Annotated in this window: 22 protein-coding genes; 15 read left to right on the forward strand and 7 right to left on the reverse strand. The window is 71.4% G+C overall.

What is annotated here, in order from left to right:
* Nucleotides 1–42: 42 nt before the first annotated feature.
* A complete protein-coding gene (locus tag AC1RN5_RS16560) occupies nucleotides 43–2,436 on the reverse strand; it encodes a DNA translocase FtsK (RefSeq protein ID WP_493042244.1) in 2,394 nt (797 codons plus the stop codon).
* Nucleotides 2,437–2,521: 85 nt separating this feature from the next.
* Nucleotides 2,522–3,469, reverse strand: coding sequence for a cupin-like domain-containing protein (locus tag AC1RN5_RS16565; RefSeq protein WP_493042245.1), 948 nt, complete (start codon nucleotides 3,467–3,469; stop codon nucleotides 2,522–2,524).
* A gap of 87 nt (nucleotides 3,470–3,556) precedes the next feature.
* Between AC1RN5_RS16565 and AC1RN5_RS16570 the strand changes: the two genes are divergently transcribed.
* Entirely contained in the window at nucleotides 3,557–3,991 is a 435-nt protein-coding gene (locus tag AC1RN5_RS16570; RefSeq protein WP_493042246.1) for a hypothetical protein, read from the forward strand.
* 3 nt (nucleotides 3,992–3,994) lie between these two features.
* Here the strand turns inward: AC1RN5_RS16570 and AC1RN5_RS16575 are convergent, their stop codons facing one another.
* Entirely contained in the window at nucleotides 3,995–4,609 is a 615-nt protein-coding gene (locus AC1RN5_RS16575) for an alpha-ketoglutarate-dependent dioxygenase AlkB (protein WP_493042247.1), read from the reverse strand.
* A gap of 19 nt (nucleotides 4,610–4,628) precedes the next feature.
* On the opposite strand from AC1RN5_RS16575, the gene AC1RN5_RS16580 reads away from it, so the two are divergent.
* The 4 genes from AC1RN5_RS16580 to AC1RN5_RS16595 all read left to right on the forward strand — a co-directional run bounded on the left by AC1RN5_RS16580 (nucleotide 4,629) and on the right by AC1RN5_RS16595 (nucleotide 9,281).
* The gene (locus AC1RN5_RS16580) at nucleotides 4,629–5,129 is read left to right on the forward strand and encodes a hypothetical protein (RefSeq protein ID WP_493042248.1); all 501 of its coding nucleotides are present in this window, start codon (nucleotides 4,629–4,631) and stop codon (nucleotides 5,127–5,129) included.
* Between the two features lie 182 nt (nucleotides 5,130–5,311).
* Nucleotides 5,312–7,219, forward strand: a complete 1,908-nt coding sequence (gene dnaK / locus AC1RN5_RS16585; protein ID WP_493042249.1) for a molecular chaperone DnaK — start codon at nucleotides 5,312–5,314, stop codon at nucleotides 7,217–7,219.
* Nucleotides 7,220–7,372: 153 nt separating this feature from the next.
* Complete coding sequence (gene dnaJ, locus AC1RN5_RS16590) at nucleotides 7,373–8,524, forward strand: molecular chaperone DnaJ (protein WP_493042250.1); 1,152 nt, start codon at nucleotides 7,373–7,375, stop codon at nucleotides 8,522–8,524.
* A 19-nt stretch (nucleotides 8,525–8,543) separates the two neighbouring features.
* On the forward strand, nucleotides 8,544–9,281 hold the full coding sequence (locus AC1RN5_RS16595; protein ID WP_493042251.1) for an aminoglycoside adenylyltransferase domain-containing protein: 738 nt from the start codon (nucleotides 8,544–8,546) through the stop codon (nucleotides 9,279–9,281).
* On the opposite strand, the gene AC1RN5_RS16600 is transcribed toward AC1RN5_RS16595, so the two are convergent.
* On the reverse strand, nucleotides 9,253–9,792 hold the full coding sequence (locus AC1RN5_RS16600) for a GNAT family N-acetyltransferase (protein WP_493042252.1): 540 nt from the start codon (nucleotides 9,790–9,792) through the stop codon (nucleotides 9,253–9,255). The genes AC1RN5_RS16595 and AC1RN5_RS16600 overlap by 29 nt on opposite strands.
* Before the next feature lie 96 nt (nucleotides 9,793–9,888).
* Between AC1RN5_RS16600 and mutS the strand changes: the two genes are divergently transcribed.
* The 7 genes from mutS to AC1RN5_RS16635 all read left to right on the forward strand — a co-directional run bounded on the left by mutS (nucleotide 9,889) and on the right by AC1RN5_RS16635 (nucleotide 20,131).
* Nucleotides 9,889–12,573 carry a DNA mismatch repair protein MutS gene (gene mutS, locus AC1RN5_RS16605; RefSeq protein WP_493042253.1) on the forward strand — a complete coding sequence of 895 codons (2,685 nt, stop codon included), beginning with the start codon at nucleotides 9,889–9,891 and terminating at the stop codon, nucleotides 12,571–12,573.
* 136 nt (nucleotides 12,574–12,709) lie between these two features.
* Nucleotides 12,710–12,949 carry a hypothetical protein gene (locus tag AC1RN5_RS16610; protein WP_493042254.1) on the forward strand — a complete coding sequence of 80 codons (240 nt, stop codon included), beginning with the start codon at nucleotides 12,710–12,712 and terminating at the stop codon, nucleotides 12,947–12,949.
* 140 nt (nucleotides 12,950–13,089) lie between these two features.
* Nucleotides 13,090–15,918, forward strand: coding sequence for a [protein-PII] uridylyltransferase (locus AC1RN5_RS16615; protein WP_493042255.1), 2,829 nt, complete (start codon nucleotides 13,090–13,092; stop codon nucleotides 15,916–15,918).
* A gap of 39 nt (nucleotides 15,919–15,957) precedes the next feature.
* Nucleotides 15,958–17,589 (forward strand): murein biosynthesis integral membrane protein MurJ, encoded by a 1,632-nt coding sequence (gene murJ / locus AC1RN5_RS16620; RefSeq protein ID WP_493042256.1) that lies wholly within the window; start codon nucleotides 15,958–15,960, stop codon nucleotides 17,587–17,589.
* 146 nt (nucleotides 17,590–17,735) lie between these two features.
* Complete coding sequence (gene trpS, locus AC1RN5_RS16625; protein WP_493042257.1) at nucleotides 17,736–18,770, forward strand: tryptophan--tRNA ligase; 1,035 nt, start codon at nucleotides 17,736–17,738, stop codon at nucleotides 18,768–18,770.
* 55 nt (nucleotides 18,771–18,825) lie between these two features.
* Nucleotides 18,826–19,299 (forward strand): universal stress protein, encoded by a 474-nt coding sequence (locus AC1RN5_RS16630; protein ID WP_493042258.1) that lies wholly within the window; start codon nucleotides 18,826–18,828, stop codon nucleotides 19,297–19,299.
* A 31-nt stretch (nucleotides 19,300–19,330) separates the two neighbouring features.
* Nucleotides 19,331–20,131 (forward strand): SDR family NAD(P)-dependent oxidoreductase, encoded by an 801-nt coding sequence (locus AC1RN5_RS16635; protein WP_493042259.1) that lies wholly within the window; start codon nucleotides 19,331–19,333, stop codon nucleotides 20,129–20,131.
* A gap of 131 nt (nucleotides 20,132–20,262) precedes the next feature.
* On the opposite strand, the gene AC1RN5_RS16640 is transcribed toward AC1RN5_RS16635, so the two are convergent.
* Nucleotides 20,263–20,949, reverse strand: coding sequence for a MarC family protein (locus tag AC1RN5_RS16640; RefSeq protein ID WP_493042260.1), 687 nt, complete (start codon nucleotides 20,947–20,949; stop codon nucleotides 20,263–20,265).
* 76 nt (nucleotides 20,950–21,025) lie between these two features.
* On the opposite strand from AC1RN5_RS16640, the gene pyrF reads away from it, so the two are divergent.
* Nucleotides 21,026–21,733, forward strand: coding sequence for an orotidine-5'-phosphate decarboxylase (gene pyrF / locus AC1RN5_RS16645; protein WP_493042261.1), 708 nt, complete (start codon nucleotides 21,026–21,028; stop codon nucleotides 21,731–21,733).
* A 4-nt stretch (nucleotides 21,734–21,737) separates the two neighbouring features.
* On the opposite strand, the gene AC1RN5_RS16650 is transcribed toward pyrF, so the two are convergent.
* Both AC1RN5_RS16650 and AC1RN5_RS16655 read right to left on the reverse strand, forming a co-directional pair.
* A complete protein-coding gene (locus tag AC1RN5_RS16650) occupies nucleotides 21,738–22,268 on the reverse strand; it encodes a hypothetical protein (protein ID WP_493042262.1) in 531 nt (176 codons plus the stop codon).
* 116 nt (nucleotides 22,269–22,384) lie between these two features.
* Nucleotides 22,385–22,582, reverse strand: a complete 198-nt coding sequence (locus AC1RN5_RS16655; protein ID WP_493042263.1) for a DUF1674 domain-containing protein — start codon at nucleotides 22,580–22,582, stop codon at nucleotides 22,385–22,387.
* Nucleotides 22,583–22,736: 154 nt separating this feature from the next.
* On the opposite strand from AC1RN5_RS16655, the gene AC1RN5_RS16660 reads away from it, so the two are divergent.
* Nucleotides 22,737–23,123 carry a hypothetical protein gene (locus tag AC1RN5_RS16660; RefSeq protein ID WP_493042264.1) on the forward strand — a complete coding sequence of 129 codons (387 nt, stop codon included), beginning with the start codon at nucleotides 22,737–22,739 and terminating at the stop codon, nucleotides 23,121–23,123.
* Nucleotides 23,124–23,180: 57 nt separating this feature from the next.
* On the forward strand, nucleotides 23,181–24,470 hold the full coding sequence (locus AC1RN5_RS16665; RefSeq protein ID WP_493042265.1) for an RsmB/NOP family class I SAM-dependent RNA methyltransferase: 1,290 nt from the start codon (nucleotides 23,181–23,183) through the stop codon (nucleotides 24,468–24,470).
* Nucleotides 24,471–24,502 lie beyond the last annotated feature (32 nt).

Below are 24,502 nucleotides of genomic sequence, written 5' to 3' on the forward strand. Positions count from 1 at the left end.
GGATGCATCCGGGTCCCGGCCTTCGCCCGGATGAGCGGTTTCTCAAGGCGGCGGGCCGGCCAGGACTTCGCGCTTGCCGGCGTGGTTGGCGGGGCTGACGACGCCCTCGTTCTCCATCCGCTCGATGAGCGAGGCGGCGCGATTGTAGCCGATCTGCAGGCGGCGCTGGACGTAGGAGGTCGAGGCCTTCTTGTCGCGGGTCACCACCGCCACGGCGCGGTCGTAGAGGTCGTCGCCGGAGCCGCCCTCGTCGAAGCCGCCCTCGCCCTCGCCGTCCTCGTCGTCGGCGCCGGCGGTGACTTCCTCGAGGTACTGGGGCTGGCCCTGCTCGCGCAGGAACTTGGCCACGGCCTCCACCTCGCCGTCGGAGACGAAGGGCCCGTGCAGGCGGGTGATGCGGCCGCCGCCGGCCATGTAGAGCATGTCGCCCTGGCCCAGCAGCTGCTCGGCGCCCTGCTCGCCCAGGATGGTGCGGCTGTCGATCTTGGAGGTGACCTGGAAGCTGATCCGGGTCGGGAAGTTGGCCTTGATGGTGCCGGTGATCACATCCACCGACGGGCGCTGGGTGGCCATCACCAGGTGGATGCCGGCGGCCCGCGCCATCTGGGCCAGGCGCTGGACGGCGCCCTCCACGTCCTTGCCGGCCACCATCATCAGGTCGGCGACCTCGTCGATGATCACCACCAGATAGGGCATGGCCTCGGGGTTGATCTTCTCGCTCTCGTAGATCGGGCGGCCGGCGTCGTCGAAGCCGGTCTGCACGGTCCGCTCGAAGTGCTCGCCCTTGGCGGCGGCCTCCCGGGCCCGGTCGTTGTAGGAGGCGACGTTGCGCACCCCGATCTTCGACATCCGCCGATAGCGGTCCTCCATCTCGCGCACGGTCCACTTGAGCGCGACGATGGCCTTCTTGGGATCGGTGACCACGGGGGCCAGCAGGTGCGGGATGCCGTCATAGACCGACAGTTCCAGCATCTTGGGGTCGATCATGATGAACCGGCACTGCTCGGGGGGCAGGCGGTAGAGGATCGACAGGATCATGGCGTTGACGCCCACCGACTTGCCCGAGCCGGTGGTGCCGGCGATCAGCAGGTGGGGCATCTTCGACAGGTCGGCGATATAGGGCTCGCCGCCGATGGTCTCCCCCAGCGCCATGGGCAGGGCGGAGCTGGACTTCTCGTACTCGCTGCTGCCCAGCAGGTCGCGCAGATAGACGGTCTCGCGCCGCGCATTGGGCAGCTCGATGCCGATGGCGTTGCGGCCAGGCACCACGCTGACGCGGCAGGCGGCGACGGACATGGAGCGGGCGATATCGTCGGACAGGGCCACGACCCGGGCCGACTTCACCCCGGCGGCGGGGACCAGCTCATAGAGGGTGACCACGGGACCGGGACGGATCTGGTCGATGGCGCCCTTGACCCCGAACTCGGCCAGGACGCTTTCCAGCAGCTGGGCGTTCTGGCGCAGGGCGCCCTCGTCGAACTGGCTGGCCCGCGGCTTGGGCTTGGCCAGCATGGAGAGCTCGGGCAGGGCGAAGCCGCCGGTCTTGACGAAGTCGAAGGCGCCCTGGGCCTCGCGCAGCTCGCGGCCGGATTCCTTGGGCGCGGCCTTGGGGATCTTCACCGCCACCGGGGGAGCGAAGGGTTCGGGCTCGGGGGTCGCGGGCTGGGGCGGGGCGGCGGCGGCCTCCGGCTTGGCGATGGGCGGCAGGGCCGAGGCGGGGATGCGGTCCTCGCCGGTCGAGGCGGCGCGGGCGCTGGCGCGGCGGGCGACCGAGGGGCGGACGGGCTTGGGCTCGGGGGCGGCCTTGGGCTGCAGGGCGCCGGCCAGCCAGTGGGCGGCGGCGCCCAGGTCGAGGCGGCGTAGGCCGAGCGCATAGCCGAGGCCCGCGAAGGCGCCGACGGCCAGCAGCAGGGCGGCGATCAGGGTGGCGCCGGGCAGGCGGGCGAAGGCCAGGACGCTGGCCACGCCGTGCAGCAGGCCGTCGCCCCAGAAGCCGCCCAGGCCCTTGGCCAGCGGCCAGGCGGCGGGGGCCGGCGGGGCGGCCAGCAGGCCGGCCAGGGCCAGCAGGCCCAGGGTTCCCACCAGGGCGCGCAGGCGCACCTGGGACCGGGTCTCGTCGGGATGGGGGGAGACGGCGCGATAGAGTCCGAACAGCACCATCAACAGGGCGGCGACGCCCGCGGCCAGGCCCAGGGACTGGACCCCGATGTCGGCGGCGGTGGCGCCGGGGCCGCCGAGCGCGTTGGCCGCGCGGAAGGGCGAGGCGGCGTTGAGGCTGGGATCGCCGGCGCTATAGGTGGCGAGCGCCACGGCGAAGGCCGCGCCGGAGGCCGCGATCAGCCCGCCCCGAAGCCGCGCGGTGGTCGGATGGGTCCAGGCCAGGCTGGCGATATGCAGCCCCAGCTCCACACCCGTCTTTCGCGCCGCCCGCGCCATTCGTCACGCCTCCCATTCTGGAAGCCCCAGTCTATGGGCCCCAGTTGGTTAAGAGGCGTTTACTTCAAGGCGGCCCGATGGCCGGTCAGGCGGCCTTCCTGACATCGGGCCCGAAGCCCTCGCGCCAGCGCACGCAGCCGGGGGCCGCCAGGTCGATATCGAACTGGCGGGTGTGGTCGCGCTCCACCGTGCCCAGGGGCACGAGCCGCTTCAGGACCAGGGAGGCGGCCAGGTAGGCGGGCCGCAGGAAGGCGGGTGTGGCCCGCGAGCCCAGCTTCAGCCCCAGCCTGCGACGCAGCACCGCATGGGTGTGGAAGACTCCGTTCACCAGCCGCGAATGGGGGGAGGCGAAGTCCATGGACATGGAGACGTTGAGATCATCGCCATTGATCACCCGGTGCGGCGAATGCAGGGGCCAGTAGACCGCCTCGCCGGGGGACAGGGCCACGGGCCGGGCGTGGGGCTCCATCTCGGGGCGGTAGGGCAGGTCCGACAGGGTCTCCTTCATCAGGATGGCCTGCAGGGACTCCTCGCTGACGAAGTCCTGGGTCGGCGGGTAGAGGCGGATCGTCTTGTGGCCGCGCACATGCCACAGCATGGTCTCGCCCGGATCGACGTGGAAATAGATGCCCATGCGGGGGCTGGAGATCAGCACCGCGGCGTCGGCGCCGGCCACCTTCACCCCGGTCTTGGCGCTGAACTCGGCGCTGAGGGCCTCGAACACTCGCCGGTAGCGGGGATTGATCTTCAGGGCGCTGCGCGGGCTCAGCCACAGGGCGCCGCGCTTGGCGGCCTCCAGCAGCTCGGCGCCGGAGAGCCTGCCCGCCTCGCCGGCGATCCACAGCTGATCGGGGGGCGGGTTCTGCGCCATCGTGCAGACGGTGAGCTGATCGCGCGGGTGCTCGTCCAGCAGCCGGATCAGGGCCTCGTCGGTGAACAGGCCGGTCTCGGCCAACCGGTGCTTGAAGGTGAGAATCTCGCGACCGGCGACGGCGGCCCGGTCGGGGGAAAGCGAGGGCATCAGCTCGGGCATGGCGGCGAGTCCCGTTTCAAGTCAGGTGGGCGGCCGCGCTGCAATCGCGATTCCACTTTCCCGCGATCCGCATTAGGACTTGGCGCCATGTGGAGCATGCCGCGCAGCGTCCTGAAGGTTGTCGCCGTCCTCATCGCCCTGTGCGCGGTGGGCGGATTTGTCCTGGGGGTCCGGGGCGCGCCCGAAAAGGCCCGGCTGCCGGGGGAGGGGCCTCCGGGCGCCGCCGCCGGCGTTCAGCTCCAGGCCACCGAGGCCAAGCCCCTGGGGGACGAGATCCCGGCGCCGCCCCCGCCGGTGGTGACGGCCAAGGCCGAGGAGGCGAAGCCCGAGGTGAAGAAGCCGCAGGCCGATCCCCTGGACCTCGCCGCCGACCAGGTCGCGCCCCAGACCGTGGCCAGCGCCACCCCGGCCAAGCCCGCCGCCCCCAAGCCCGCCCCGCCGAAGGCCGCGCCCGCGCCCGACGACAAGGTCGGCGACCTGCTGGACGGCATCACCCCGCCCCCGGAAGACCCGCCGATCTAGACCTCAAGGCCTTGGCCCGGCGCGCCGGAGGGTCAGGTTGAGCCGGCCGCCGCCGGGGATCAGGCGCGAGGAGCCGGCCAGGATGCGGTCGACCCCGTGATGGAACAGGCGCGCCTCGCCCCCCAGCAGGCAGACATCCCCCGAGGCCAGCCGCAGCGAGCGGGTGGGATCGCTCCGCTTGGCGCCGCCGAGCCGGAAGACCGCGGTGTCGCCCAGGGAGACCGACAGCACCGGAAACCCGAAGTCGGCCTCGTCCTTGTCCTGATGCAGGCCCATGCGGGCGCCTTCCCGGTAGAGATTGACCAGGCAGGCGTCGGGCGGGGTCGCCGGATCGGCGAGCTGCGCCCACAGCTCGAGCAGGATCTTGGGAATGGCGGGCCAGGGCCGGCCGGTTTCCGGATGGGTGGCCTGGTAGCGGTAGCCGCGGGCGTCGGTGACCCAGCCCAGGGGGCCGAGATTGGTGGTCTCCACGCTCATGGCCTGACCGCCGGGGGTGATCGGCCGGTAGAAGGGCGCGGCGCCGGCGAGGCCGAGAACCTCCTGCGCCAGGGCGCGTTGCGTCTCCGGCGACAGGCGGCCGGGATGGAGCACGAAGCCCTGCGTCGTCGAAACGGTCATGAGGCGCCATATAGGCCAGATGGACGATCACGCATCCATGCGGCCTGGCGGTTTGCGGACCCTGACCTCCGGCGAGGCGGCCCTGGCCTGGGAGCTGTTCGGCGGGGGCCTCGACCCCGACCCCGTGCGGATCTTCGCCATCCCCCTCTGGCGCCGGGCCTTCGTGCCCTTCGGACGACTGATCGTCTGGCCGGCGGCCCAGGCCCACGCCGACTTCGCCCGGGCGCCGCTGCTCCTGCAGGCGGTCTTCGTCCACGAACTGACCCACGTCTGGCAGGCCCAGTCGGGGGTCAATCTGCTCACGGCCAAGCTGCGGGCCGGGGATGGTCCGGGCGCCTATGCCTACGATCTTTCGAAAACCTGCGATTTCTCAAGTTTGAATATCGAGCAGCAGGCCATGGTCCTCCAACACGCGTTTTTGGCCGCGCGCGGCGGTTTCGCGCCGCATGAAGGTGAAGCTTATGCAAGGATATTAGCGACTTGGCGGGAGGGCTCCGCCACAAGACCCCGCACACTTTAAGGGCATTCGCCCTTGCGGGGACGCCCGGCCATCCCATATCGCGACTCGACGGCGGTTTCCGCACAGGTTAACCGCCCGAGACCCTGATCGAACCGGGGACGGTGACAGAAAAAGTCGGGCGCTTGGAAACGAGGCCCCTCACGCACCGTCCGCCACTAGTGGAGCGAGCAAGAGACTCGAACATGAGCAAGATTATCGGCATCGACCTCGGCACGACGAATTCGTGCGTTGCGATCATGGACGGCAAGCAGCCGAAAGTGATCGAGAACGCCGAAGGCGCGCGGACCACGCCTTCCGTGGTGGCCTTCCTGGAAGACGGGGAGCGCCTTGTCGGCCAACCCGCCAAACGCCAGGCGGTGACCAACCCCACCAACACCGTCTTCGCGGTCAAGCGTCTGATCGGTCGTCACAACGACGATCCGCTGGTCGAAAAAGACAAGAAGATGGTGCCCTACGAGATCGTCAAGGGTCCCAATGGGGACGCCTGGATCCGGGCCCAGGGCAAGGACTACTCGCCCCAGCAGATCTCCGCCTTCATCCTGGGCAAGATCAAGGAGGACGCCGAGCGTCACCTGGGCGAGAAGGTCGAGAAGGCGGTCATCACCGTCCCGGCCTATTTCAACGACGCCCAGCGCCAGGCCACCAAGGACGCCGGCAAGATCGCCGGCCTGGAAGTCCTGCGCATCATCAACGAACCCACCGCCGCGGCGCTCGCCTACGGGCTTGAGAAGAACGACGGCAAGAAGATCGTGGTCTACGACCTCGGCGGCGGCACCTTCGACGTGTCGATCCTCGAGATCGGCGACGGCGTCTTCGAGGTGAAGGCCACCAACGGGGACACCTTCCTCGGCGGCGAGGACTTCGACCTGCGGATCGTCGACTACCTGGCCGACGAGTTCAAGAAAGAGACCTCCGTCGACCTGCGCAAGGACAAGCTGGCCCTGCAGCGCCTCAAGGAAGAGGGCGAAAAGGCCAAGAAGGAGCTGTCGACCACCACGCAGTACGAGGTGAACCTGCCCTTCATCTCGATGAACGCGTCGGGTCCCCTGCACCTGAACATCAAGCTGTCGCGCGCCAAGCTGGAAGCCCTGGTCGAGGACCTGATCGCCAAGACGGTCGGCCCCTGCGAGATGGCCCTGAAGGACGCCGGCCTGAAGAAGTCCGACATCGACGAAGTGATCCTGGTGGGCGGCATGACCCGCATGCCCAGGGTCGTGGACACCGTGAAGGAGTTCTTCGGCCGTGAGCCCCACAAGGGCGTGAACCCGGACGAAGTCGTGGCGCTGGGCGCCGCGGTGCAGGCCGGGGTGCTGCAGGGCGACGTCAAGGACGTCCTGCTGCTGGACGTCACGCCCCTGACGCTCGGCATCGAGACCCTGGGCGGGGTGTTCACCCCGCTGATCGAACGCAACACCACCATCCCCACCAAGCGTTCGCAGACCTTCTCGACGGCCGACGACAACCAGTCGGCGGTGACCATCCGGGTGTTCCAGGGCGAGCGGCCCATGGCGCACGACAACAAGATGCTGGGTCAGTTCGACCTGGTGGGGATTCCCCCGGCGCCGCGCGGCGTGCCGCAGGTCGAGGTGACCTTCGACATCGACGCCAACGGCATCGTCAACGTCTCGGCCCGCGACAAGGCGACCGCCAAGGAGCAGTCGATCCGCATCCAGGCCAATGGCGGGCTGTCGGACGCCGACATCGAGAAGATGGTCCGCGAGGCCGAGAGCAACAAGGCCGAGGACGAGAAGCGCAAGGCGATGGTCGAGGCCAAGAACCAGGCCGAGGCGGTGATCCACTCCACCGAAAAGGCCATGGCCGAGCACGGCGACAAGATCGGCGGCCCCGACAAGGAGGCGATCGAAACCGCGCTCACCGACCTGAAGTCGGCGGTGGAGGGCGACGACGCCGAAGCCATCGCGGCCAAGACCCAGACCCTCATCCAGGCTTCCATGAAGCTCGGCGAGGCCATGTACGCCGCCCAGCAGGGCGGTGGTGAAGGCGAGCAACCTGACGCCTCGGGCGGTGACGACGTCGTCGACGCCGAGTTCGAGGAAGTCAGCGACGACGACACCAAGAAGTCCGCGTGATCCCGCGCCCCCATGGCGACCCTTCGCATCCTTGCGGAAGGTCGTCATGGGGAGCGACACCGCGCCGCGGCGATCGCGCCTGGCCCAAGGCTTGCAGCCGGAACCGGGCGATCCCACCTCCCATGAAGATCAATTTGAACGCCTGATGATTTGATGCGGGACTATTACGAGATCCTGGGCGTGACCCGCGGCTGCGACGAAGCCGCGCTGAAGTCGTCCTTCCGCAAGCTGGCCATGGAGCACCACCCCGACCGCAATGGCGGCTGCGAGGAGGCCGAGGGCCGGTTCAAGGAAATCAACGAGGCCTATTCGATCCTGTCGGATCCCCAGAAGCGCGCGCGCTACGACCAGTTCGGCCATGCCGGGGTGAACGGCGGCGGCGGCGGCGGTCAGGGCGGCGGCCAGTTCCACGATGTGAACGACATCTTCAACGAGGTGTTCGGCGACGTCTTCGGCGACATGTTCGGCGGACGCCGCCAGCGCGGCGGCCCGGCCCGCGGCCAGGACCTGCGCTACGATCTCGAGATCAGCCTGGAGCAGGCCTATGCCGGCTCGGAGGTGGAGATCGTGGTCCCCGCCTCCATCCAGTGCGAGGCCTGCGAGGGCTCGGGCGCCAAGCCCGGCACCAGCCCCACGGTCTGCGGCACCTGCGGCGGGGCCGGCCGGGTCCGCGCCAGCCAGGGCTTCTTCTCCGTCGAGCGGGCCTGTCCCCGCTGCGGCGGCTCGGGCCAGATCATCCTCGACCCCTGCGTCGAATGCCGCGGCCACGGCCAGGTCCGCAAGGAACGCACCCTGCAGGTGCGCATCCCGGCCGGGGTCGACGACGGCGCCCGCATAAGGCTTGCGGGAGAAGGGGACGCCGGCGCCCGGGGCGGCCCGCGCGGCGACCTCTACATCTTCCTGTCGGTGAAGCCGCACGAGCTGTTCGAGCGCGACGGCCTGGACCTGCTCTGCACCGTGCCGGTGCCCATGACGGTGGCCGCGCTCGGCGGCGCCATCGAGGCGCCCTGCCTGATGGGCGGGGAGAACTGCGACGGCAATTGCAAGATCGAGGTCAAGGTGCCCGAGGGCGCCCAGACCGGCCGCACGGTCCGGCTCAAGGGCCGCGGCATGCCCTCCCTGCGCTCCCGCGAGCGGGGCGACCTGGTGGTGGAGCTCTTCGTGGAGACTCCAACCCGACTCAATGCGCGTCAAAAGGAGCTGCTGCGCGAACTGTCGGACCTCTGCGGCGAGCAGCAGCACCCCAAGTCCGCCAACTTCCTCGGCAAGGCCAAGCGCTTCTGGGAAGAGGTGACGGGGGCCTAGGCCTCCTCCATCGCCGGCCATGATCCCGCCCGCCGACGCGATCGCCGCCGCCGACGTCTTCCTGGGCCTCCTCGACGCCCAGGCGCCGGGCCTGGTGGCGAGCTTCCACCTGGTGGGCTCGGCGGTGCTGGACGACTGGCGGCCCGGGACCAGCGACGTCGACTTCGTCGGCGTCACCTCCGACCCCCTCACCGACCCGCAGCGCGAGGCGATCACCGCCGCCCTGCTGGCCTACAACCGGCTGCCGCGCCGCCCGCCCATCGAGGGCGAGTGGATGACGACGGCGCAACTCACCCAGCCGCCCGCCACCAACGCCGGCGTCATCGCCCTGCGGACGCTCGACCTCCACGGCCATGCGGTGCGGGGCGAGCGCCCCCCGGCGATCTGGCGCGACGAGGCCGCGGCGCGGGCCTCGATCCTGGAAAACCTCGACACCTACTGGACCGCCTGGCTGCGCCGCGCGCGGAAGCTGCTGACGCCGCTGGGGATCATGATGCTGGACGGCTGGGCGCCGTCCTGGGGCGTGCTCGGCGTGGCGCGCCTGGCCTACAGCCTGGAGACCGGGGACATCGCCTCCAAGACCGGGGCCGGCCGCTGGGCGCTCGGCCGGTTCCCCCGGCACCGCCGCATCCTCGCCGAGGCCCTGCGCCTGCGCACCGGCGAGGGCGAGCCCGGCTACCGCAGCCGCTTCGCCCGCAAGCGCGAGGCCCTGGCGGCCATGGCCGAGATCATGGCGGCGTGCCGCGCCCCGAGGTGAGGGCCGCGATATCGGCCCAGCGGTAGCTGACCTCGTACATCAGGCCGCCGGGGCCCGGCTCCTTGCGGGGCGCGTCGGCCTCGCCGCCCAGGTGCTCGTAGAACCCGCGGGCCGGGATGTTGTCGCGCAGGACCGAGATCATCAGGGACCTGGCCCCTTGGTCGGCGAACACCCGGGCCGCGGCGGTCAGCAGCCGCCGGCCCAGGTCCTGGCCCTGGTGGGCGCGCAGGACGTAGAGGGTGGTGACCTCCGCCTCGCCGACGAGCCGGCTGCGCGAGGGCCCGCCCGCGGCATAGCCGACGATCCCCGAGCGGTCGGCGGCGGCCAGGGTGATCTCGTGTTCGACCGGGCTGACCAGGGCCCGGGTGAAGCGCCGGGCGTGCACGGGCGCGCTCATCCGGTCGAGATAGGAGTCGGGCAGCAGGCCGCGATAGGTCTCGCGCCAGCTGGCCACATGGACCTGGGCCAGGGCCTCGGCGTCGTCGGGGCCGGCGGGGAAGATGACGTGCATGGGAAACCTCCCGGACTTAACCACAGCTTGGGCCTCGCGGGGCTCGGTTCAAGGGGCTGACGCGGAGGGCAGGCGCCGTTAACCTCCGCGCCGAGCATGAACGCCCAGATCCCCCCCTCCGCGGACTCCGCCGGCGCCACCCCGGTGATGGCCCAGTACTTCGAGGCCAAGGCCCGCCAGCCCGACGCCCTGGTCTTCTTCCGCATGGGGGATTTCTACGAGCTGTTCTTCGAGGACGCCGAGAAGGCCGCCGCGGCGCTCGGCATCACGCTGACGGCCCGGGGAAACCACGGCGGAGCGCCGATCCCCATGTGCGGGGTGCCGGTCCATGCCGCCGAGGCCTATCTGGCCAAGCTGATCCGTTCGGGCTTCAAGGTCGCCGTCTGCGAGCAGATGGAGGACCCCGCCGAGGCCCGCAAGCGCGGCTCGAAGTCCATCGTGCGGCGCGACGTGGTGCGGGTGGTGACGCCGGGCACCCTCACCGAGGACGGCCTGCTGGACGCCCGGGGCGCCAATCGGCTCGCCGCCGTGGCGGTTCGCGCCGGGGCCGCGGCCGTGGCCAGCGTCGAGCTCTCCACCGGCGAGGTGGAATGCTGGGCCGTGGCCCGCGAGAACCTGGCCTCCGCCCTGGCGGCGCTGGGCCCCTCCGAGATCCTGGTCCCCGACCGGCTGTTCGCCGACGAGGGGATGAACGCCGCCCTGCGCAGCGCCGGCGGCGTGGTGCAGCCCATGCCCTCGGCGCTGGCCGAACCCGCCGCCTCCGAGGCGCGGCTGAAGCGCCTCTACGGCGTCGACACCCTGGACGGCTTCGGGACCCTGTCGGGGGCCGAGATCTCGGCGCTCGGCCTGATCGCCGCCCACCTGGAGACCACCCAGGCCGGCCGCCTGCCAGCGCTCACCGCCCCGCGCCGGGCGGGCGAGGCCGACGTCATGGCCATCGACCCGGCCACGCGGACCAGCCTGGAGATCGAGAAGAGCCTGTCGGGGTCCCGCGAGGGCTCCCTGCTGGGCGCCATCGACCGCACCATCACCGCCCCGGGCGCCCGGATGCTGGCCGCCCGCCTGGCCCGGCCGTTGCTGGACCCGGCCGCCATCGAGGCGCGCCTCGACGGCGTGGGCTGGTTCGTCGAGCGTCGCCCCCTGCGCCAGAAGCTGCGGGAGGAGCTGAAGGGCCTGGGCGACATGGCGCGCGCCCTGTCGCGCCTGGCCCTGGGACGCGGCGGCCCCCGCGACCTCGGCTGCCTGCGCGACGGCCTGGCCCGGGGCGAGGCCATCGCCGTCCTGTTCGCCGGGGCGCCGGAACCGCTGGACCCGCCGCCGCCGGCCGAGATCGCCGGGGCGCTCGCCGCCCTGCACGCCCATGACCATTTCGAGCTGGGCGCCTTCCGCCAGATGCTGGCGCAGGGCCTGGGGGACGATCTCCCGGCCCAGGCCCGCGACGGCGGCTTCGTGGCCGCGGGCGTGCGCCCCGAACTGGACCAGGCCCGCGCCCTGCGCGACGACAGCCGCCGGGTGATCCTGCAGCTGGAGGCCCAGCTCCAGGCCGATAGCGGCGTGGCCCTGAAGATCCGCCACAACGCCGTCCTGGGCTATTTCGTCGAGTGCACGGCCAAGGCCGCCGAGCCGCTGATGGCGCCGCCGCTGAACGCCACCTTCATCCACCGCCAGACCCTGGCCAACCAGGTGCGCTTCACCACCGTGGAGCTGGCGGAGCTGGACGCCAGGATCGCCCAGGCGGCCGAGCGGGCCCTGGCCATCGAGGTGGCCACCTTCGAGGCCTGGCGCGAGGCCGCCATCGGCGTGGCCGCCGCCATCCAGGCCGCCGCCGAGGGCGCCGCGCGCCTGGACGTGGCCTCGGGCCTGGCCGAATGGGCCGACGACGTGGGCGGCACGCGCCCGATCATCGACCGCTCCACCGCCTTCGAGGCCGTGGCCGCCCGCCATCCGGTGGTGGAGGCGGCGGTCAAGCGGGCCGGCGAACCCTTCACCCCCAACGACTGCCGCCTGGACGGCGCCGGGGCCGTCGGCCCGCGCCTGGCCATCGTCACCGGGCCGAACATGGCCGGCAAGTCCACCTTCCTGCGCCAGAACGCGCTCTTGGCCGTCCTTGCCCAGTCGGGTTGCTACGTGCCCGCCCAGAGCCTGCGGATCGGGGTGGTGGACCGCCTGTTCAGCCGGGTCGGCGCCGGGGACGACCTGGCCCGCGGCCGCTCGACCTTCATGGCCGAGATGGTGGAGACCGCCGCCATCCTCACCCAGGCCACCCCGCGCTCCCTGGTGATCCTCGACGAGATCGGCCGGGGCACGGCCACCTATGACGGCCTGGCCATCGCCTGGGCCTGCGCCGAGGCCCTGCACGAGACCAACCGCTGCCGGGGCCTGTTCGCCACCCACTATCACGAGCTGGCGGTGCTGGAGGGCCGGCTCGCCCACGTCGCCAACCTGTCGCTCAAGGCCAAGGAGTGGAACGGCGACCTGATCTTCCTGCACGAGGCCGGCCCCGGCCCCGCCGACCGCTCCTACGGCGTGCAGGTGGCCAAGCTGGCCGGGGTGCCCGCCCCGGTGGTGATCCGCGCCCGCGAGGTGCTGGAGCGCCTGGAGCGGGAGACCGGCGCCCCGGCCCACCTGGAGGACCTGCCCCTGTTCGCCGCCAGCGCCCCCGGCGTCGCCGAGCGCTCGGGGCCCAGCGCGGTGGACGCGGCGGTCGCCGAGCTCGACCCCGACAGCATGAGTCCCCGCGAGGCCATGGCGGCCCTCTACCGGCTCAAGGGGCTCCTCTGATCTAGGGTCCAAGAAAATTGTGCGACGCAAAATATTAAGCATCGCGCTGCACCATTTTTTAAACGCCAGCGTACAAAAACCCCTCCGACGAGCGCGGGCCGCCTCCCCATTTTTCCGCGCCGCAGGAGATTAGAACATGATCCGCATCGCCGTTATCGCCGCCGCCGCCGCCCTCGTGGCCTCCTCGGCCAGCGCCACCGAAGTCCGCGTCTCCCTCACCGGCAAGTCCGCCGACCAGATCAACGCCGACATCGTCGATGCGGCCCGCACCGTCTGCCTGAAGGACACCGCGGGCGACACCATGATCCTCGGCGCCTACAGCCGCTGCGTCCGCGACACCCTGAAGGTGACCCGCGAGAAGCTCGCCGCGCTCTAGGCCGCGCGAGCTCGATCCGATTGCAGGAAGGCCGGCGCTTAACCGCGTCGGCCTTTTTCTTTGGCCGCGGCTCTGTGCGGGGTTCGCCCGGGGGGCGGCGCGGCCCTATATGTCGGGGATCATCTCCCCAAGGGCTCCCCATGCCGCCACGCCTGCGTCCCACGCGCCTGGAATATGTCGTCGACGGAATCCGGCTGCGCGCCCAGCTTTCCGCCGCGGCCCTGGACGCCGCCGGCGACGAGGCCGAGCAGCGCCGGCGCGCCCTGGACATCCTCAAGCAGGCCCTGTTCCGCGGCCGGATGATCGCCAAGGAGCGGCTGGAGAACGGCGCCGGCGGCATCGAGACCGCCCGGCTGCTTTCGGGGGTCACCGACGAGGTGGTCACCGCCCTCTACGACTTCACCACCGTCCACGTGTTCCGGGCCCGCAACCCCACCGAGGGCGAGCGCCTGGCCCTCATGGCCGTCGGCGGCTACGGGCGCGGCACGCTGGCGCCCTTCTCCGACCTCGATCTGTTGTTCCTGCGCCCCTACAAGCAGACGGCCCACGCCGAGAGCGTCATCGAGTACATGCTCTACGCCCTGTGGGACCTGGGCTTTAAGGTCGGCCACGCCTCGCGCACGGTCGAGGAGTGCATCCGCCTCTCCAAGGAAGACTTCACCATCCGCACCTCCATCCTGGAGGCGCGCCGCCTGACCGGCGACGAGAAGCTGGCCGAGGAGCTGACCCGCCGCTTCGCCAACGAGGTGGTCAAGGGCACCGGCGCCCAGTTCGTGGCCGCCAAGCTCAAGGAGCGCGACGAGCGCCACGACCGGGCCGGCGCCACCCGCTACCTGGTGGAGCCCAACGTCAAGGAGGGCAAGGGCGCCCTGCGCGACCTCAACACCCTGTTCTGGATCGCCCAGTACCTGAACCCCTCGGCCCAGGCCCGGATGGACGGCATCGTCCACCTGGAGATGTTCGAGCGCCGCGAGGTGGCCGCCTTCCTGCGCGCCTTCGACTTCCTCTGGGCGGTCCGCTGCCACCTGCACTTCGCCACCGGCCGCCCGGAGGAGCGCCTGACCTTCGACCTGCAGCCGGAGATCGCCCGGCGCATGGGCTATGGCGACCGCGGCGACGCCCCGGCTGTCGAGCGCTTCATGCGGCGCTATTTCCTGATCGCCAAGGAGGTGGGGGCGCTCACCCGCGTCTTCGCCGCCAAGCTGGAGTCCGAGCGGGTCAAGCAGCAGCCCAAGGGCATCTCCCGCCTGCTGCCGGGCCGCGGCCAGTCGCGCAAGAAGGTGCTGGACCCCGGCTTCCACGAGGAGGGCGGCCGCCTCAACATCGACGGTCCGGAGGTCTTCGAGGCCGACCCCATCAATCTGCTGCGCCTGTTCCGTCTGGCCGATCAGCGGAACCTGGACCTGCACCCCGACGCCTTCACCGCCGCCACCCGCTCCCTGCCCCTGATCACCTCGAAGACCCGGCGCGACCCCGCCGCGGCCAAGGTGTTCCTGGATATCCTGGCCCGTGGCCGCGACCCGCAGCGGACCCTGACCCTGATGAACGAGGCGGGCGTCCTGGGCCGCTTCCTCCCGGAATTCGGCCGCATCGTCGCCCAGATGCAGTTCAACATGTACCACTCCTACACGGTGGACGAGCACACCCTGCGGGCCGTGGGCGTGATCGCCCAGATCAAGGCCGGGCGCTTCGCCGAGGACCATCCGCTGTCGACGGCCATCATGCCGCTGATCGACGACCCCGAGGCCCTGTTCCTGGCCATGCTGCTGCACGACACCGGCAAGGGCGGGGCGGGCGGCCAGGAGAAGGCCGGGGCCCGGGCCGCGCGCCAGGCCTGCGAGCGCCTGGGTCAGGACCGCAAGCGCATCGAGCTGGTGGCCTGGCTGGTGGAGCATCACCTGGTGATGAGCGACTACGCCCAGAAGCGCGATGTCTCCGACCCGCGCACGGTGGTGGATTTCGCCCGCATCGTGGAGACCCCCGAACGCCTGCGGCTGCTGCTGGTGCTCACCGTGGCCGACATCCGCGCCGTGGGGCCCGGCGTCTGGAACGGCTGGAAGGGCCAGCTGCTGCGCGAGCTCTACGCGGCCACCGAGGCGGTCTTCCGCGGCGGCCGGGGTTCGGACGCGGCGGCCGCCGTGCGCCGCTATCACGAGAACGCCGCCTATGACGCCCGCATGCGGCTGGTGGCGGTCGATCCCGCCGCCACCGCCTGGGCCCAGGCGATGGAGGACGCCTATTTCACCTCCTTCGCCGAGGCCGAGGTGCAGCGCCACGCCATCCTGGCCCGCCGCGCCGAGAGCTCCGGCGCCGCCGCCGAGGGCCATATCCGCCCGGGGCTGAACGCCTCGGAGGTGGTGGTGGCCGCCCCTGACCGCCCCCGCCTGTTCGTCGACCTCGCCCACGCGGTGACGGCGCTGGGCGCCAATGTGGTGGGCGCCAGGGTCTTCACCTCGCGCTCGGGCCAGGCCCTGGACGTCTTCTATGTGCAGGACGTCACCGGGGCGGCTTATGGCAGCGACAACGCCAAGGCGCTCACCCGCCTGGCCGAGGCCCTGGAGGCCGCGGCCCGCGGCGAGCCGGTGAAGACCGAGACCAAGCGCACCTCCGACTTCAGCCGCGCCGCGGCCTTCTCCATCACCCCCACCGTCATGCTCGACAACGACGCCTCGGAGGTCTCGACGGTGGTGGAGGCCTCCGGCCGCGACCGCCCCGGCCTGCTGGCGGCCCTGGCCGAGCCGATCTCCGAGGCCGGCCTCTCCATCCTCTCGGCCCATATCGACGGCTATGGGGAGCGGGCGGTGGACGCCTTCTACGTGGTGGACGCCGCGGGCAAGAAACTGACCGATCCCAAGGCCATGACCGGCCTGAAGGCCGATCTGATGGCGGCCCTGGACGAGGGCGAGGCCGCCGCCGCCCCCAAGAGCCGGGTCAACCTGCAACGGGCCCGGGCCAGCGTCGCGCGCTGATCCCTTGACGGCGGCCGCGGCCCTGCGCACAGAGCCAAGGTGAGCGATCCAACCCCGACCTCGACGTCCGCCCCCGCCAAGTCCGGCGGGATGATCCGCTCGTCGATGATCTATTCGGCGCTCACCCTGGTGAGCCGGTTCATGGGCCTGGCCCGGGACCTGGTGATCACCGCCCGCCTGGGGGGCAGCTCCAACATCGCCGCCGACGCCTATTTCACGGCGCTGACCTTCCCCAACCTGTTCCGCCGGATCTTCGCCGAGGGCGCCTTCGCCGCGGCCTTCGTCCCCGACTATTCCCGCCGGCTGGCCAGCGACGGCCGGGAGGCCGCCGACGCCTTCGCCGCCGACAGCCTGGCGACCTTGGCGGCCGCCACCGTGGCGGTGACGATCGCCTGCCAACTGGCCATGCCCTGGCTGATGATGGCCTACAGCCCCGGCTATATGAGCGACCCGGCCAAGTTCAAGCTGGCGGTGCTGCTCACCCAGATCACCATGCCCTACCTGCCCTGCATCTCGATCGCCTCGCTGTTCGCGGGCATCCTGACGGCGCGGGGCCGGTTCGTGATCTACGGCCTCTATCCCACCATCCTCAACGTGGTGATGCTGATCGCCGTCCTGCCGCAGAAGGATCCCACGGAGGCGGCCTTCGCGGCCTCGGTGGGTGTGGTGATCGCCGGGATCGGCCAGGCGGCGATCTGCTGGTGGGGGGCGCAGCGCACCGGCGCCCGGGTCCGTCTGAGGGCCCTGAAGTTCACGCCCGAGATCAAGGCCCTGGCCCGGCGCGCGGTGCCCGGGGTGATCGCCTCCAGCGCCGTGCAGATCAACCTGTTCATCTCCGCCATCCTGGCCTCCCAGGTGGCCGGCATGCGGGTCTGGCTGAACGTCGCCGAGCGGTTCTACCAGCTGCCGCTCAGCCTGGTGGGGGTGGCCATCGGGGTGGCCCTGCTGCCGCGGCTGTCCACCGCCTTCCAGCTTGAGGACCATGACGACGCCCAGGGGTCCATGGACCAGGCCATCGTCTTCGGCCTGGCCCTCACCCTGCCCGCCGCTGCGGCCCTGATGGCCATGCCGGTCTATCTGGCCGACGGCCTCTTCGCCCGCGGCGAGTTCACCTATGCCGACGCGGCCTCCTCCGGGGCGCTGCTGTTCCACTACGGTTGGGGCCTACCCGCCTTCGTCCTGATCAAGATCCTGCAGCCGGCCTTCTTCGCCCGCGGCGACACCAAGACCCCGATGCGGTTTTCCCTCATCTCGGTGGTGGTCAATATCGTGCTGGGGGTGGCGCTGTTCTACACCATCGGCTTCCCCGGCATCGCCATCTCCACGGCCATCGCCTCCTGGGGCACCGTGGCCCAGATGGCGGTCCTGCTCTGGCGCCAGAACGCCTACCGGCCTTCCAAGCGGGCCATCGGCAAGATCATCCGGGTCACCGCCGCCAGCGTGGGGCTCGGCGTCCTGCTGGCCCTGGCCGCCCATTTCCGCGCCACCCTGGAGGCCCCGATGGCGGGCCTCGGCCACGCAAAGGAGATCACCGTCCTCCTGGTGTCGGCGGTCGGCGGCCTGCTCTATCCCGTGCTGCTGTTCGCCTTCGGCGGCGTCACCCCGGCCGAGGTGCGCGGGGCGCTGAAGCGGCGCAAGGGCGACGTGGCCGTGGCCGTCCCCGACCTCTGACGGACTTGCCCAAAGCGCCCGGGCGGACTATTCGCATCGCCATGGCTTATCCGGACGCATTCTCCTGGCGATGGCGCAGCGCCTGATCCCGCTTCCGCGGCGCGCGCCCGCGCGCCCCCACGTCCTCCGTTTCAAAGCCTGATCCCATGACCGAACAAGCTCCCGCCGCCTATGCCGGCAAACGACGCGTGCTCTCCGGCGTCAAGCCCACCGGCGACCTGCACCTGGGCAACTATCTCGGCGCCCTGGTGAAGTTCACCCGCATGCAGCACGAGGCCGAGACCTTCATCTTCGTGGCCGACCTGCACGCCATCACCGAATGGCAGGACCCGGCCAAACTGACCGCCCAGACCCGCGAGATCGCCGCGGCCTATCTGGCGGCGGGCCTGGATCCGAAGATCGCCACCATCTTCCCGCAGTCGGCGGTGACCGAGCACGCCGAGCTCGCCTGGATCTTCAACTGCGTGGCCCGGGTCGGCTGGCTGGACCGGATGACCCAGTTCAAGGACAAGTCGGGCAAGCACAAGGAGCGCGCCAGCGTCGGCCTCTACACCTACCCGGTGCTCCAGGCCGCCGACATCCTGCTCTACAAGGCCACCCACGTGCCGGTGGGCGACGACCAGAAGCAGCATGTCGAGCTGACCCGCGACATCGCCGCGAAGTTCAACCACGACTTCGACGCGCCGGGCTACTTCCCCCTGCCCGAGCCCATCCACCAGGGCGCGGGGGCTCGCATCATGTCCCTGCGAGACGCGTCCGAGAAGATGAGCAAGTCCAACCCCTCGGACGCCGCGCGCATCAACCTCACCGACGACGCCGACGCGGTGGCCCAGAAGATCCGCAAGGCCAAGACCGATCCCCTGCCCCTGCCGGAGACGGTCGAAGAGCTGAAGGACCGGCCCGAGGCCCAGAACCTGGTGGGCATCTACGCCGCCCTGGACGGCCGCACCTCGGCCGAGGTGCTGACCGAGTTCGCCGGCGAGGGCTTCGGCGCCTTCAAGCCCCGCCTCGCAGACCTGGCGGTGGCCAAGCTGGGGCCGGTGGGGACCGAGATGCGGCGGCTGATGGCCGACCCCGCCGAGATCGACAAGGTGCTGGCCGCCGGCGCGGAGCGGGCCCGCGCCGCCGCCGCTCCGACCCTCGCCGAGGTGAAGAAGCTCGTCGGCTTCTGGGGCGCCTAAACCCTAGCTGCGGAGGTGGCTTGCATCCGGACCGGGAGCAAGCCACCGTCGCCCCATGAGCCAACGCAAGTTCCTGGTCATCGCCGACGACAGCCCCGAGTTCATGGCGGCGCTGAAGTTCGCCTGCCGCCGCGCCCGCTCCACCGGCGGCCATGTGGCCCTGCTGCGGGTGATCGAGCCGGCGGTCTTCGAGCACTGGTCGGGCGTCCGGGAAGAGATCGAGCGCCAGGCCCGCGAGGAGGCCGAGGCCGCCCTGCAGAAGATGGCCGAGTTCGTGGTGGCCGAGACCGGGGTCTCGCCCGAATTCATCATCGAACACGCCGACAACACCCGCGCGGCCCTGCGCAAGGTGGTCTCCGAGGATCCGGACATCAAGATCCTGGTGCTGGCCGCCGCCGTCGAGGGCCGTGGCCCCGGCCCCCTGGTGGCCTCCATCGCCAAGGAAGGCGTCAAGTGGGGCGCCCGCAAGCTGCCGGTCACCATCGTCCCGGGCGATCTGACCGACGACGAGATCGCCGATCTGGCGTAACTAGGCCTTACCGATGGGGGCGAGGGACGTCATGGACCGCAAGTTGGCGCTGATCACGGGGGCTTCGGCCGGGATCGGGGCGGCCTTCGCCAGGATCTACGCCAGCCACGGCTATGACGTGGCGCTCACCGCGCGGCGCGCCGACCGCCTGGACCGCCTGGCCGAGGACATCCGGCTGCGCCACGGCGTCGAGACCCTCACCGTCGCCGCCGACCTGGCCGATCCGGCCGCCCCCGGCGCCATCCTCGACCACCTCACCGCCCACGGCCGGCGGGTGGACGCCCTGATCAACAACGCCGGCTACGGCCAGCCCGGGACCTATGCCGAGACCACCTGGGAGCAGCAGCAGGCGGTGATCCAGGTGATGCTGACCGCCCCCAGCGAGCTGGCCCACCGGGTGCTGCCGGGCATGGCGGACCGCCGCTTCGGGCGCATCGTCAATGTCGCCTCCCTGGCGGGCCTGGTCCCCGGCTCGGCCGGCCATACCCTCTACGGCGCCACCAAGAGCTACCTGGTGAAGTTCTCCCAGAGCCTGCACCTGGAGAACCTGGCCACGGGGGTCCATGTCAGCGCGCTCTGCCCCGGCTTCACCTATTCGGAATTCCACGACGCCAACGGCACGCGGGAGAAGATCAGCGCCTCGACGCCGGCCTGGCTCTGGCTGGGCGCCGACGAGGTGGCCGCCGCCGGCTACGAGGCCGTGGAGGCCAACCGCGCCGTCGCCGTCCCCGGCGCCCCCAACAAGGCCATCGCCGGCCTGGCCCGGCTCATCCCCGACGACTGGGCGCTCGCCCTGATGGCCTGGCAGGGCCCGCGCTTCCGGAAGGTCTAGGTCTTCTCCCTCCCCTTCATGGGGAGGGTGGACGAAGCGCAGCTTCGGACGGGTGGGGAATGCCGCCATTCTCCCCCACCCCGGCCGGCAAGCCGGCCCGCCCCTCCCCATGAAGGGGAGGGAGGGCTCCCTCAGTGCGCCCCGTAGGGGGCGGCGGCCTTGCGCAGGATGACGTCGTGGGTGCTATCGGCGATGCCGATCATCACGAACTGGACGGCGAGCGCGCAGAGGATCAGGCCCAGGACCCGGACCACGATGGTCAGGCCGATCTTGCCCAGCATGCGGGTGATCAGCGGACTGGCCCAGAAGGCCAGCATGGTCGACAGCGCGGTGGCGGCGATGACGCCCACCCCCACCGCCGCCCCGATCAGGCCGAAGCGCTTGGCCTCGCTGGCGTAGATGATCACCGTGGAGATGGCGCCGGGCCCGATCAGCAGGGGCATGGCGAAGGGCACGATCATCCGCTCGAAGCGCTTGCGGGCGTGGGCGCGGCCCTCGCCGGGCGTGGTGTCGGCCCCCTCGACGCTGGTGGCCATGTCGCCGCGCACCATGTCCAGGCCCAGCAGGAACAGGATGATCCCGCCGGCCATCCGGAAGGCCGGCAGGGAGATGCCGAAGAAGGCCAGCAGGGACAGGCCCGAGAAGTAGAAGAAGGTCAGGAAGAACAGGATGAAGAAGGCGATATAGACCGCGATCAGCCGCGAATCCTTGCTCTTCACCCCCATGGTCGCCGCGGCGAACAGGGGCACGGTGCCGATCGGGTCGATCAGGGCGAAAAGGGCGACGAAGAAGTTGACCGCGAAGTCTGCCGGGCTCATTGCAGCGTCTTAGCCCAATTCGTCTCCCGCGCCGACCTCCTGGCTGAGGTCCCGCGCGCCTGCCCGGAGCCAAGCCATGTCCGAGACCCTGGTCAAAGCCGACCCCCGCCTGATCATCCCCCTGGACCTGCCCACGGTCGCCGAGGCCCGGGCCATCGTCGAGGCCTTGGGGGCCGCCGTCAGCTTCTACAAGGTGGGACTGGAGCTGTTCGCCACCGGCGGCGGCATGGACCTGGCCCGCGAGCTCAAGGCCAAGGGCAAGCAGGTCTTCCTGGACTGGAAGCTGCACGACATCGGCACCACGGTGCAGCGCGCCACCGCCGTCCTGGCCGACTCCGGCTGTGACTTCCTCACCGTCCACGGCGAGCCGCAGGTGATGGAGGCCGCGGTGCGCGGCAAGGGCCGCTCCAACCTGAAGATCCTGGCGGTGACGGTGCTCACCAGCCTGTCGGACGCTGACCTCATCGAGATGGGCTTCTCCGAGACCGCGCGGTCCCTGGTGGAGCGTCGCATCCACCAGGCGGTGAAGGCCGGCTGCGACGGGGTGGTGGCCAGCCCGCACGAGGCGGCGCTCGCCCGCGCCATCGGCGGCAAGGACTTCCTGGTGGTCACGCCGGGCGTGCGTCCCGACTGGTCGGCCAAGAACGATCAGGCCCGGGCCGCCACCCCGGCCGACGCCCTGAAGGCCGGCGCCTCGCACCTGGTGGTGGGCCGCCCCATCACCGCGGCCAACGATCCGCGCGAGGCCGCGCTACGCGTGGCCGGCGAGATGGCGGGGGTCTGACGCCCTACTTGTGGCCGTAGCCGCCGTGGCCGCCGCAGGTGTTGCACCCGCCCTTGTGGCCGCCGCCGCGGCCGATATTGACGCTGACGTGGCTGCTGGAGCTGGCGAAGGCCGAGGCCCGCGCGCTGGCGCTTGCCCCGGACCCGGCGCCGGCGAACCCGCCGCCGCCGCTCATCACATAGCCGCCGCCCCCGCCGTAGCCGCCCTCGGGATAGGGGCCGACGCCGCCGTCATAGTAGAAATTCCCAAGCGTCAGCTCGCCGCACTGACGGCAGCCGCCGCAGCGCTGCTGGCGGCACGGAGGCGGGCCGCGGTCGTCGCGGTCATACCCGCGATCCTCATGGCCATACTCGCGCACGTCGTGGCGGGCGCCGCAGCCGCCGCAGGCGGGATAGCCGTAGTGCTGGGCCACGTCGCCATAGGTGGGCAGGTTGAACCCGCCACCCCCGCCGCAGCGGTCGGGGCAGCCGGCCAGGGCCGCGCTCGCGCCCAGGGCCAGGGCCAGGCCCATCGCCATCCGAATTAACCAGGACATGCCGCGTCTCCACCACGTCTCGTGGCGACAAACCTAGGCGCGGCAAGCGGTTGCGGCGACCGTTCACGCCTCAGGCGCGAAAGCCGGCGCGGAAAGGGTTAACAGCCTTGACCGTGTCAGAAGTCGACGGCGATGCCCTTGCGCTCCCAGTCGCCGAAGCGGGTGGGTTCGGGACCGGCCGGGCCGCCGTCCTCGGCGAGGGGCTGGGCGGCCTGCGCCTCGGCGTGGCGGGCGGCGGCTTCCTCCAGGGCCCGGCGGGCGGCCGGGGTCAGGGGCTTGCCGGGGGCGGCGTTCGGGGGCGCGGGGTCTTCCATGGCGGCAATTTACGCCCTGCCGCGCCTGCGCGCCAGTCGGCGGGGCGGAGCGTTGCCATGAGGCCAAAGCCATTCTAGGTAGAGTCATCGGCGTCCGCCCCCTGCGTCAGGCGAGATCTTCCGGCGGATGCGCAACATTCGGGGGAGTGTTCAAATGTCCAAGATTTCCGTCGCCTTCTTCGGCGCCGCGGTCCTCTACGCCCTGCTGGGCATGAGCCTCGGCATGTTCATGGGCGCGACCGAGGATTTCACCCTCGCGCCCGTCCACGCCCACATCAACCTGCTGGGCTGGGCGACCCTGGCCCTGATGGGGACCTTCTACGGCCTGGCCGGCGACCAGGCGCCGACGCGCCTGGCCTGGACCAATTTCGCGGTCTCAAACCTCGGCAATCTCATCAGCCTGCCCCTGCTGGCCATCATGCTGAAGGGCAACAAGGCCTATGTGCCGATCATGGTGGGGGGCGAGGTGCTGCTGGTCCTGGGCATGGCGATCTTCGCCGTGGCGGTGCTCAGCGTGGCCCGCAAGCCGGCGATGGCCTAGGTCGATAAGCCGACGTCAGGGCTTGCCTAAGGGGCGCTTTGGGGGCACGCCGCCCGCGTGACCGACCTTGCATCCCCTGACGCCGCCGGCCTGCCGGCCCGCCGCGCCGCGCTCGACCTGCTGAGCGCGGCCCTCGCCCGCCGCACCGGCTTCGACGAAGCCGCCGCCACCCCGGCCTTCCGCAACCTGGCGCCCCGCGACCGGGGCTTCGCCCGCGCCCTGGTGCTGGCCACCCTGCGCCACCTGGGCCCCATCGACCGGGCCCTGGACGCGCGGCTGTCGCGGGACCCGCCCGACGTGGTGCGCAACATCCTGCGCCTGGGCGTGGCGCAGCTGTTCGTCCTGGAGACGCCGGCCTTCGCCGCCGTCGGGACCAGCGTCGACCTGGTGGCCGCGCTGAAGGAGGGCCGCGCCTTCAAGGGGGTGGTCAACGCCATCCTGCGGGCGCTCACCCGCGAGCCGCCGGACATGACCGATCCGGAGTCCCTGGCCCCGCCCTGGCTGTTCAGCCGCTGGTCGGCCGCCTTCGGGCCGCAGGCGGCCCGCGCCATGGCCACCCTGATCGCCGCCGAGCCGGCCACCGACCTCTCCCTCAAGGGGCCGGCCACCCCGGAGCTGCTCGCCGCCCTCGAGGCCGAGGAACTTCCGGGGGGAACCCTGCGCTCGGCCCTGCGGGGCGAGATCTCCACCTGGCCGGGCTTCGCCGAGGGGACCTGGTGGGTGCAGGACGCCAGCGCCGCCATCCCCGCCCGCCTGCTGGCGGTGAAACCCGGCGAGACCGCCCTGGATCTCTGCGCCGCCCCGGGGGGCAAGACCCTGCAACTGGCCGCCGCCGGCGCCGAGGTCACCGCCGTCGACCGCTCCGCGGCCCGCCTGGTGCGCGTGGCCGAGAACCTCGCCCGCCTGGGCCTGACCGCCGAGACGGTGGCCGCCGACGCCGGGGCCTGGAGCGACGAGCGCAGCTTCGACGCCGTCCTGCTGGACGCCCCCTGCAGCGCCACGGGCACCTATCGCCGCAATCCCGACGTGCTCTGGGCCGCCAAGCCCGGCGATGTCGCGGCGCTCGCGGGCGTCCAGGCCAAGCTGCTGGACTCCGCGGCCCGCCGCGTGACGCCCGGCGGCCGCCTGGTCTATTGCGTCTGCTCCCTGGAGCCGGAGGAGGGCGAGGCCCAGACGGCCGGCTTCCTGGCCCGCAATCCCGACTTCGCGCTCGCCCCCGTCGCGCCCGGCGAGGGCGGGGCGCCGGAGGCCAGCGTCCGGGCTGACGGCACGCTCAGAATCCTGCCCCACCATCGCATCGGAGGCACGGACGGCTTCTTCGTCGCCCGCTACGTCCACGGGGCCTAACTCCGCCTTGTCCCGGGCGCCGGGCCCCGTTA

This window comes from Phenylobacterium sp. GW821-FHT12F10, from assembly GCF_058806695.1.

What these genes read in the sequence shown, in the direction of transcription:
- AC1RN5_RS16560 (WP_493042244.1), bottom strand. Translation starts at nt 2,436, where the DNA reads ATGGCGCGGGCGGCGCGAAAGACGGGTGTGGAGCTGGGGCTGCATATC.
- AC1RN5_RS16565 (WP_493042245.1), bottom strand. Translation starts at nt 3,469, where the DNA reads ATGCCCGAGCTGATGCCCTCGCTTTCCCCCGACCGGGCCGCCGTCGCC.
- AC1RN5_RS16570 (WP_493042246.1), top strand. Translation starts at nt 3,557, where the DNA reads ATGTGGAGCATGCCGCGCAGCGTCCTGAAGGTTGTCGCCGTCCTCATC.
- AC1RN5_RS16575 (WP_493042247.1), bottom strand. Translation starts at nt 4,609, where the DNA reads ATGACCGTTTCGACGACGCAGGGCTTCGTGCTCCATCCCGGCCGCCTG.
- AC1RN5_RS16580 (WP_493042248.1), top strand. Translation starts at nt 4,629, where the DNA reads ATGGACGATCACGCATCCATGCGGCCTGGCGGTTTGCGGACCCTGACC.
- dnaK (WP_493042249.1), top strand. Translation starts at nt 5,312, where the DNA reads ATGAGCAAGATTATCGGCATCGACCTCGGCACGACGAATTCGTGCGTT.
- dnaJ (WP_493042250.1), top strand. Translation starts at nt 7,373, where the DNA reads ATGCGGGACTATTACGAGATCCTGGGCGTGACCCGCGGCTGCGACGAA.
- AC1RN5_RS16595 (WP_493042251.1), top strand. Translation starts at nt 8,544, where the DNA reads ATGATCCCGCCCGCCGACGCGATCGCCGCCGCCGACGTCTTCCTGGGC.
- AC1RN5_RS16600 (WP_493042252.1), bottom strand. Translation starts at nt 9,792, where the DNA reads ATGCACGTCATCTTCCCCGCCGGCCCCGACGACGCCGAGGCCCTGGCC.
- mutS (WP_493042253.1), top strand. Translation starts at nt 9,889, where the DNA reads ATGAACGCCCAGATCCCCCCCTCCGCGGACTCCGCCGGCGCCACCCCG.
- AC1RN5_RS16610 (WP_493042254.1), top strand. Translation starts at nt 12,710, where the DNA reads ATGATCCGCATCGCCGTTATCGCCGCCGCCGCCGCCCTCGTGGCCTCC.
- AC1RN5_RS16615 (WP_493042255.1), top strand. Translation starts at nt 13,090, where the DNA reads ATGCCGCCACGCCTGCGTCCCACGCGCCTGGAATATGTCGTCGACGGA.
- trpS (WP_493042257.1), top strand. Translation starts at nt 17,736, where the DNA reads ATGACCGAACAAGCTCCCGCCGCCTATGCCGGCAAACGACGCGTGCTC.
- AC1RN5_RS16630 (WP_493042258.1), top strand. Translation starts at nt 18,826, where the DNA reads ATGAGCCAACGCAAGTTCCTGGTCATCGCCGACGACAGCCCCGAGTTC.
- AC1RN5_RS16635 (WP_493042259.1), top strand. Translation starts at nt 19,331, where the DNA reads ATGGACCGCAAGTTGGCGCTGATCACGGGGGCTTCGGCCGGGATCGGG.
- AC1RN5_RS16640 (WP_493042260.1), bottom strand. Translation starts at nt 20,949, where the DNA reads ATGAGCCCGGCAGACTTCGCGGTCAACTTCTTCGTCGCCCTTTTCGCC.
- pyrF (WP_493042261.1), top strand. Translation starts at nt 21,026, where the DNA reads ATGTCCGAGACCCTGGTCAAAGCCGACCCCCGCCTGATCATCCCCCTG.
- AC1RN5_RS16650 (WP_493042262.1), bottom strand. Translation starts at nt 22,268, where the DNA reads ATGTCCTGGTTAATTCGGATGGCGATGGGCCTGGCCCTGGCCCTGGGC.
- AC1RN5_RS16655 (WP_493042263.1), bottom strand. Translation starts at nt 22,582, where the DNA reads ATGGAAGACCCCGCGCCCCCGAACGCCGCCCCCGGCAAGCCCCTGACC.
- AC1RN5_RS16660 (WP_493042264.1), top strand. Translation starts at nt 22,737, where the DNA reads ATGTCCAAGATTTCCGTCGCCTTCTTCGGCGCCGCGGTCCTCTACGCC.